Raw genomic sequence first — 8,584 nt, forward strand, 5'->3', positions numbered from 1 at the left:
CACCCCGGCCCGCACGGCCGCCGACGAGTTCGCCACCGCCCTCAGGAAGATCGGCGTCCCCGTCAACAACGCGGGCGGCGCGCTCGGGGCCGACCCGGTCGCGTCCGGCGACCCGGCCGAATGGCGCCAGATGTACGAGACCAACGTCATCGGCACGCTGAACATCACCCAGGCCCTGCTCCCCGCGCTGACCGCGAGCGGCGACGGCACGGTGGTCGTCGTCTCCTCGACCGCCGGACACGGTACGTACGAGGGCGGCGCGGGCTATGCGGCCGCCAAGCACGCCGAGCACGTCCTGGCCGAGACCCTCCGCCTGGAGATCGTCGGGACCCCGGTCCGCGTCATCGAGATCGCCCCCGGCATGGTCAAGACGGACGAGTTCGCCCTGACCCGCTTCGGCGGCGACACGGAGAAGGCCTCGAAGGTCTACGCCGGCGTCGCGGAGCCCCTGACCGCCGAAGACGTCGCCGACACCATCACCTGGACGGTCACCCGCCCCTCCCACGTCAACATCGACCTCCTGGTCGTACGCCCCCGCGCCCAGGCCTCCAACACGAAGGTCCACAGGGAGCTGTAGTGCCGGACACCGAGCCCACCCCACAGCAGGACCAGGAACAACGCCGCCTGGCCCAGGAGAAGAAGGACGAACGCTACGTCTGGTGGTACCTCGCGTACTTCCTCTTCGGCATCCACCTGGTGGCGTTCGTGATGATCTACGCGGTGACGCACGCGAAGTAGCGCGGCCAGGCCGGTCTCATGACCGCCACCTCTCCCGCACACCCTGGTAGTCGACCACGAAGATCCCTTCCTCCCTGAGGAGTTCACGGGCTTCGGCCGAGACGAGAAACTCGTGGTCGCTCTGCCGGACCCGCCACCCGTCGGGCTCGACGGCCCGCGACTGCGCGTCCCCCAGCCCCGGATGCACGGCCCACTCACTCAGCCCGACCGGCAGCTCCCGCAACATCCGCGCGTACCGCTCCTCCTTGCCGTCGAGGGGCAGCGAAAAGCTGTCGAGGAAGTCATGGTCGACAACGGGCAGCCCGCGCACTCGCTGCCGCCCGGCCTCCCCCCAGACCCGCACGGCAAGCCCGTACTCCCCTGCCAGCGCCACGGTCAGCTCGAAAATATCGCCGCGCCCACCGTCGAGCAGGCAATGCCAGTCAAGATGGCCCGGCACCAGCCCGGCCGCGACCACAGCCTCGACCTGAGCCCGGAACTCCACCTCGACATCCTCGATCCGAGCCCGCCCCATCAACTCGGAACACCGCTCGGGCGTATAGAGCTCCCCGTCCTCGTCGACCAGGGACCTCACGTCCGCCTTCGGCGCAACGGGCCCCCGCCCACTCCGCGCCCCCACCTCACACACCAGCGAGAGATGCACCCCGAACGACACCTCGGGCCGCTCCCGCAACAGCCGCATGGCCTCTTCGGTCCCACCGCAGGGCACCATCAGGCTGCACGAAGCCGCGATCCCACTCTCGATCGCCTCGACAACGGCGGCATTGACCCCGGGGCGCATCCCGAAGTCATCACAATTGACAATGAGGACACGGGCATCGGCGGGGAAACCCAATAACTCACTGGCCAGCAATGGCAGTTCCCTTCGGTGAGATGAAAAAATGAGGCCCGGGCCGACAACAGCCCGGGCCCCACTCGTGGTTCAGCCCTTTGCCCACACAGCGTTCAGCCCTTCACGCACACAACCTGCTTCAGCTTCGCGACGACCTCCACGAGGTCGCGCTGCTGGTCGATGACCTGCTCGATCGGCTTGTACGCGCTCGGGATCTCGTCCACGACGCCGGAGTCCTTGCGGCACTCCACACCCTGCGTCTGCTCTTCCAGATCCTTTGTCGAGAAGCGACGCTTGGCGGCGTTACGGCTCATGCGCCGGCCCGCCCCGTGCGAGGCCGAGTTGAAGGCTTTCTCATTGCCGAGGCCCTTCACGATGTATGTCGCCGCCCCCATGGAGCCCGGGATGATCCCAAGGTCACCCGCGCCCGCCCTGATCGCGCCCTTGCGCGTCACGAGCAGGTCCATCCCGTCGTACCTCTCCTCCGAAACGTAATTGTGGTGACAGCTGACCTCCCTCTCGAAGGTCGGCTTCGCTTTCTTGAACTCCCTGCGGATGACGTCCTTCAGAAGCCCCATCATGATCGAGCGGTTGTACTTCGCGTATTCCTGCGCCCAGTAGAGGTCATTCCTGTATGCGGCCATCTGCGGAGTGTCCGAAACGAAGACCGCAAGATCTCGGTCGACCAAGCCCTGGTTGTGCGAGAGCTTCTGCGCGACACCGATGTGGTGCTCGGCAAGTTCCTTGCCGATGTTGCGGGATCCGGAGTGAAGCGTGAGCCAAACAAGATTTCCCGAATCCACCGATACTTCCAAGTGGTGATTTCCGGCTCCAAGTGCCCCCATTTGCTTGACGGCCCGCACTTGACGGAACTGCACCGCTTCCGCAACCCCATCGAACCGCCCCCAGAAGTCGTCCCACCCCGCGGTAGCGAACCCATGCAACCTCCCAGGGTCGACCGGGTCCTCATGCATCCCCCGCCCCACAGGAATGGCCTGCTCGACCTTCGACCGCAGTCGGGAAAGGTCCCCCGGCAGGTCATTGGCCGTCAGGGACGTCCTGACCGCCGACATCCCGCACCCGATGTCGACCCCGACAGCCGCAGGGCACACGGCCCCCTGCATGGCGATCACGGAACCGACCGTCGCGCCCTTGCCGAAGTGGACGTCCGGCATGACCGCGAGGCCCTTGATCCAGGGAAGCGTCGAGACGTTGCGGAGCTGCTGCATCGCGACGTCCTCGACCGACGCCGGGTCCGCCCACATGCGGATCGGCACCTTCGCGCCCGGCACTTCCACGTACGACATCTCGTCCTCATTCCCCCGGAAAACAAACAGAAGTCACAAATCGCAAAACCAGCACCAAGGTCAACGTTTGGGACAACGGACCGGCGTCCACGGCAGTGCGTGCGATACACATTGTCTCCAGGGGCCGCCCCCGCGCGGCAACTGAATAACCAACGCACAACCACAGGACACCCCGGTCGCGCGCCCGGCGCGGCGACCCGTCGAGAGGAGCCCCACCGTGCAGCGGAAGGCGTACGTACCCGGCGTCGCCGCGCTCCTCGCGGTGCTGCTGGCCGGCTGCACCGGTGGATCGGGCGACGACGACGGCACGACCGACCCGAAGCCGGGCGAGTCGGCCACGACGCCGACCGCGGCGCAGCCCGGCAGGTACCGCACGCTCCCGGAGCCGTGCGCCGCGGTGTCGAAAGGCACGCTGGACTCGCTGCTGCCGGGCATCAAGCAGGTGACGGACGAGGAGCAGCGCGAGAAGGCGTACGAGGGCACGGCGACGCAGACGTACGACACGGACCGCAAGGTCGGCTGCCGTTGGAAGGCCGAGTCGACGGCGGCGACGGATCACCTGCTGGTGGACTTCGAGCGCGTGGTCTCGTACGACAACGCGGTCAGCGACGACGACCGCGCGACGGACATCTACCTGGAGAGCGAGACGGCGGCGGACCTTCCGGAGCCGGTCGCCTCGTCGGAGTCGTCGGAGTCGTCGGAGCTACCCGAGTCACCCGATTCGTCCGGCTCGTCCCCCGATGAGAGCGGGTCCCCCTCAAACAGCTCCGGATCCGGTCCGAGCTCCAGCGCGTCGGGTTCGGACAGCGGCGACGCGAGCGGTTCCGCCACCCCCTCCGACGGCTCCACCCCCTCCGCCCTGCAGCCCCGCACGCTCGACGACCTGGGCGACGAGGCGTTCCTGGACGACGCGCTGAGCAGCTCCCGGCAGCGCACGGTGACTGTGGTGTTCCGCACGTCCAACGTGGTCGTGACGATCCGGTACGACGAGCAGCCGGCGACCACGACCGACGTCCCGAGCAGCAAGGACATGCAGGACAGGGCGCGGAAACTGGCGGGTCAGCTCGCCGGGACGTTCAACGACTAGGGGCTCCCGGGAGGGGTTTCGGGCTGGACGGAACCCGAGTCACCCGTGTCCCGTTCGGCGTACCGTGGCCCCTCGGACCCGACCGAGTGCGGCCGGCCGAGGACGCGGCCGGTCGCACGCACACCCGAGCGTCTACGAGTGAAGGAACCATGCACCGACCCGCACAGCGCCAGCGACTCACCCGCATCCTTGCCGGGGCGGCCGCCGTCCCGATGATGCTCGTCGCCTCCGGCTGCTCCTCGGACTCCGGCGACGGCTCCGGCGACGACGCGAAGAAGGACTCCGGCGCCTCGGCGTCGTCGTCCGCGACGGAGGCCGGTTCGGTGGTGAAGGAGGCCGCGTACGCGAAGCTTCCCGAGCCCTGCAAGGTGCTCTCGTCGAAGACGTTGAAGGAAATGGTGCCGAAGGGCACCAAGTCCAGCAAGGAGGGCAAGTCGGGCGATGCGGCGACGCGCGGCAACTGTTCCTGGAACAGCCTGGACAACAACGGCGTGGACGGTTCGCAGTTCCGCTGGCTGAACGTGTCGCTGCTGCGTTTCGAGTCGGACGCGACCCGCGGTACGGGCGAGAAGCTGGCCTCGGAGTACTTCACCAAGCGCGCCGAGGACGCCCGCTCGGTGACGGACGCGAAGAACACCAAGTCGCAGCCCCTGACGGGGATGGGCAACGAGGCGTCGCTGGTGACGTACGACCTGAAGAAGAAGGAAGGCACCTTCAAGCAGCAGACGGTCGTGACGCGGGTCGAGAACGTCGTGGTGACGGTCGACTACAACGGCGCTGGTCTGGCGGGCGACGAGGCCCCGAAGGTGGCCGATCTGACGAAGGCGGCTGAGAAGGCCGCCAAGGAGGCCGTGGAGGCGGTCCGGACGGCGAACGGGGCCGGCGGCGGCTCCTCGGCCGGTGGCAGCACGGCGCCGAGCAAGAGCCCCAGCCCGAGCAAGAGCGCGAGCAAGAGCGGGGGGCAGGGTTCGGACCTCGGCAAGGACTCGGGCACGAGCACGAGCACGAGCAAGAGCCCGAGCAAGTCGGCCACGAAGAAGGGCTGACGGCCGTTCCGGAATTCCGGCCGGGGCCCAACTCTCGGCCGGACCAGGACATTTGCGGCGGCCCGGCCTCCGTGGGGGCCGGGCTGGTGCCGTACTGCGCGCCCGGAGCCCGTACACATGTGCCACTCTGTTGCGCGCAACAGGTCGTCATGGGAGGGGAGTACGGGTGTCCGCGCCTATGCAGCTCACGAAGACGCACCGGATCCTCATCGGGGTGGTCGTCTTCGGAGCCGTCGTCATCGCCGGGATCGGCTTCGCCGGTTCGTACGCCGCGGTGCGCGAACTCGCCCTCCAGAAGGGCTTCGGGAAGTTCAGCTACGTCTTCCCGATCGGTATCGACGCGGGCATATGTGTCCTGCTCGCGCTCGATCTGCTCCTGACCTGGATCAGGATCCCGTTCCCGCTGCTGCGCCAGACGGCGTGGCTGCTGACGGCGGCGACGATCGCGTTCAACGGCGCGGCCGCCTGGCCGGACCCGCTGGGTGTCGGGATGCACGGTGTGATCCCGATCCTGTTCGTGGTCTCCGTGGAGGCGGCGCGGCACGCGATCGGCCGGATCGCGGACATCACGGCCGACAAGCACATGGAGGGCGTGCGCCTCACCCGCTGGCTGCTGTCCCCGCTCCCCACGTTCCTCCTGTGGCGCCGGATGAAGCTGTGGGAGCTGCGCTCCTACGAGCAGGTCATCAAGCTGGAGCAGGAGCGTCTCGTCTACCAGGCCCGGCTGCGTTCGCGCTTCGGCCGCGCCTGGCGCCGCAAGGCCCCGGTCGAGTCCCTGATGCCGCTGCGGCTGGCGCGTTACGGCGTGCCCCTGGCGGAGACGGCCCCTTCGGGCCTGGCCGCGGCGGGCATCGAGCCGGCGCTGCTGCCTCCGGCGCCCCGGCAGCAGACGGAGCTGGAGCGCGTGGAGGTGCCGCAGGCCGCCGTGCCGCCCCAGGTGGGCCCGGGAGCACCCCGGGACGACCAGCGCCGCCAGGACCTGGACGCCGACGGCTACCCGGTCCCACAGCAACAGGGACCGCAGGGGCAGCCTGTGCAGCAGGGGTCCCAGGGGCAGCCGGAGTACCTGGAGGAGGAGCCGGAGTCGAGCCCGTGGTTCGCTCCCCCGCAGCAGGAGATCGTCTACGAGGGCGGCTACGACCCCTCGTACGCGCCGGAGCAGATGTGGGCCCAGTACGAGGCTCAGCAGGCCCAGTACGAGGCCGAGCAGCGCCAGGCGTACCAGAACGGGCAGGGGCAGGTGCTTCAGGAGTACGAGGAGCGTGAGCCCTCTCCCGAGGACACCGGCACGTTCCCCATCCCGTCGGGCCCGAACCGCACCCGTCAGCTCGGCGAGGGCGGCGGCACGCCCGCCCCGGAGCCGGACGAGGAGTCGTTCTACCAGGTCTTCAAGCAGTCGATAAACGGCAGTTACCCGACTCCGCGCGAGTTCGGTGACAACGTCGAGGCGGAGTTCCGCGTGACCCTCCCGGAGCCGGAGGCGAAGCGCCTGGTGACCCGCTTCACCAACCGCCACACGATGGAACTGGAAGAGGACCACATCGCGTAGCGACCTGCGTGTGTACGTGGATGGGGGCGCCCGGAGAATCTCCGGGCGCCCCCATCGTCGTACGACTTCCTACGGTTGCTCGCTACTCGCCGAGCAGCTTCCTCACCCGCTCCTGGCCCACGGCGAGGAGCAGGGTGGGCAGGCGGGGGCCGGTGTCGCGGCCGACCAGCAGGTGGTAGAGCAGGGCGAAGAAGGTGCGCTGGGCGACCTTGATCTCCGCCGGGAGTTCCTTGGGCGTGGCGTCGGCGGAGAAGCCGGCCTGGACCTTCGGCACTCCGTACACGAGGTGGGTGAGTCCGTCGAGCGACCAGTGCGAGTCGAGTCCGTCGAGGAGGAGCCGGAGCGAGGCGCGGCCCTGGTCGTCGAGGGACTTGATGAGCTCGGTGTCGGCCTCCTTGCGGACGACCGTGCGCTGGTCGGCGGGGACCTGGGTGTTGATCCATGCCTCGGCCCTGTCGAGCCGCGGCCGGACCTCGTCGAGGGACGAGAGCGGGTCGGCGGGGTCGAGTTCGCTGAGGATGCGCAGGGTCTGGTCCTCGGCGCCGGCGGTGATGTCGGCGACGGAGGCGAGCGTGCGGTAGGGCATCGGGCGGGGCGTCTTCGGGAGCTCGCCGCCGGCGGTGCCGACAGCGCGCGAGTGCGCGGCGACGTCGGCCGGCAGGGCGGACCCGTCGGCGACCTTGCCCTCCAGCTTGTCCCACTCGTCGTAGAGCCGCTGGATCTCCTGGTCGAAGGCGATCTTGAAGGACTGGTTGGGACGGCGGCGGGCGTAGAGCCATCGCAGAATCTGCGGCTCCATGATCTTCAGCGCGTCACCGGGCGTGGGCACGCCTCCCTTGGAGGAGGACATCTTCGCCATGCCGGAGATGCCCACGAAGGCGTACATCGGACCGATGGGCTGCTTGCCGCCGAAGATGCTCCCGACGATCTGTCCGCCGACCTGGAAGCTGGACCCGGGCGAGGAGTGGTCGACGCCGGAGGGCTCGAAGACAACACCCTCGTACGCCCAGCGCATCGGCCAGTCGACCTTCCAGACCAGCTTGCCGCGGTTGAACTCGCTGAGCCGGACGGTCTCCGAGAAGTCGCACGCGGTGCAGGTGTACGTCAGCTCGGTGGTGTCGTCGTCGTAGGCCGTGACGGTGGTGAGGTCCTTGCCGCAGTCGCCGCAGTAGGGCTTGTACGGGAAGTACCCGGCGGAGCCGGTGCCGTCGTCGTCGGCGGCCGCGCCCGACCCCTCGGCGGCTTCGAGCTCGGCCTCGTCGACGGGCTTCTGCGACTGCTTCTTGGCCGGGGCCTTCTTGGTCCGGTACTGGTCGAGGATCGCGTCGATGTCACCGCGGTGCTTCATCGCGTGCAGGATCTGCTCGCGGTACGTGCCGGAGGTGTACTGCTCGGTCTGGCTGATGCCGTCGAACTCGACGCCCAGCTCGCCGAGGGCCTCGACCATGGCGGCCTTGAAGTGCTCGGCCCAGCTCGGGTACGGGGAGCCCTTCGGGGCGGGGACGGCGGTGAGGGGCCTGCCGATGTGCTCGGCCCAGGAGTCGTCGACACCCGCGACGCCGTTCGGCACCTTCCGATACCGGTCGTAGTCGTCCCAGGAGATGAGGTGCCTGACCTCGTGGCCCCGGCGGCGGATCTCGTCGGCGACGAGGTGCGGGGTCATGACCTCCCTGAGATTCCCGAGGTGGATGGGCCCGGACGGGGACAGTCCGGACGCGACGACGACCGGTTTGCCCGGGGCCCGACGCTCCGACTCCTCGATGACCTCATCCGCGTAACGGGAGACCCAGTCGGTGGTCTCGGTGCTCTGAGCCACGATCGGCACGTCCTTCTTTCCTCAGGAGGCGTCTTTGGCCGGCGGTACGTTTCGCACGGCTGACGGCCCCATTCTCCCAGCTCGGCCCGCATCCACGAAAACCCCTTTTCATCGCCCCCGCCGCCCCTACCCGTCCCGTCTCGGGGGCCGGCCCCCGAACCCCCGCTCCTCAGCTGAAGACTGCGCAGTTCCCCGCGCCCCTTAGGGGC

General features: G+C 68.8%; 8 protein-coding genes. 5 read left to right on the forward strand and 3 right to left on the reverse strand.

Going from position 1 to position 8,584, the window contains the following annotated elements:
- Both O3Q52_RS43120 and O3Q52_RS43125 read left to right on the forward strand, forming a co-directional pair.
- Positions 1-577, forward strand: a 577-nt coding sequence (locus tag O3Q52_RS43120; RefSeq protein WP_269653983.1) for an SDR family NAD(P)-dependent oxidoreductase, incomplete at its 5' end; no start/stop codon positions are given.
- Entirely contained in the window at positions 577-738 is a 162-nt protein-coding gene (locus O3Q52_RS43125) for a hypothetical protein (protein ID WP_269653984.1), read from the forward strand. The genes O3Q52_RS43120 and O3Q52_RS43125, both read left to right, overlap by 1 nt.
- A 16-nt stretch (positions 739-754) precedes the next feature.
- On the opposite strand, the gene O3Q52_RS43130 is transcribed toward O3Q52_RS43125, so the two are convergent.
- Complete coding sequence (locus tag O3Q52_RS43130) at positions 755-1,591, reverse strand: carbohydrate deacetylase (protein WP_269653985.1); 837 nt, start codon at positions 1,589-1,591, stop codon at positions 755-757.
- A 92-nt stretch (positions 1,592-1,683) separates the two neighbouring features.
- Entirely contained in the window at positions 1,684-2,877 is a 1,194-nt protein-coding gene (locus tag O3Q52_RS43135) for an RtcB family protein (protein ID WP_269653986.1), read from the reverse strand.
- A gap of 217 nt (positions 2,878-3,094) precedes the next feature.
- On the opposite strand from O3Q52_RS43135, the gene O3Q52_RS43140 reads away from it, so the two are divergent.
- The 3 genes from O3Q52_RS43140 (at position 3,095) to O3Q52_RS43150 (ending at position 6,559) form a co-directional block, all read left to right on the forward strand.
- A complete protein-coding gene (locus O3Q52_RS43140; protein WP_269653987.1) occupies positions 3,095-3,964 on the forward strand; it encodes a DUF3558 domain-containing protein in 870 nt (289 codons plus the stop codon).
- 149 nt (positions 3,965-4,113) lie between these two features.
- Positions 4,114-5,010: a DUF3558 family protein gene (locus O3Q52_RS43145; protein WP_269653988.1), complete on the forward strand. Its 897-nt coding sequence runs from the start codon at positions 4,114-4,116 to the stop codon at positions 5,008-5,010.
- Between the two features lie 166 nt (positions 5,011-5,176).
- Positions 5,177-6,559 carry a DUF2637 domain-containing protein gene (locus O3Q52_RS43150; RefSeq protein ID WP_269653989.1) on the forward strand — a complete coding sequence of 461 codons (1,383 nt, stop codon included), beginning with the start codon at positions 5,177-5,179 and terminating at the stop codon, positions 6,557-6,559.
- An 82-nt stretch (positions 6,560-6,641) separates the two neighbouring features.
- Here O3Q52_RS43150 and lysS read toward each other — a convergent pair whose 3' ends face one another.
- Positions 6,642-8,384 carry a lysine--tRNA ligase gene (gene lysS, locus O3Q52_RS43155; protein ID WP_269653990.1) on the reverse strand — a complete coding sequence of 581 codons (1,743 nt, stop codon included), beginning with the start codon at positions 8,382-8,384 and terminating at the stop codon, positions 6,642-6,644.
- Positions 8,385-8,584: the final 200 nt, after the last annotated feature.

The organism is Streptomyces sp. ActVer (genome assembly GCF_027270795.1).
Classification (GTDB): Bacteria; Actinomycetota; Actinomycetes; order Streptomycetales; family Streptomycetaceae; genus Streptomyces; species Streptomyces umbrinus_A.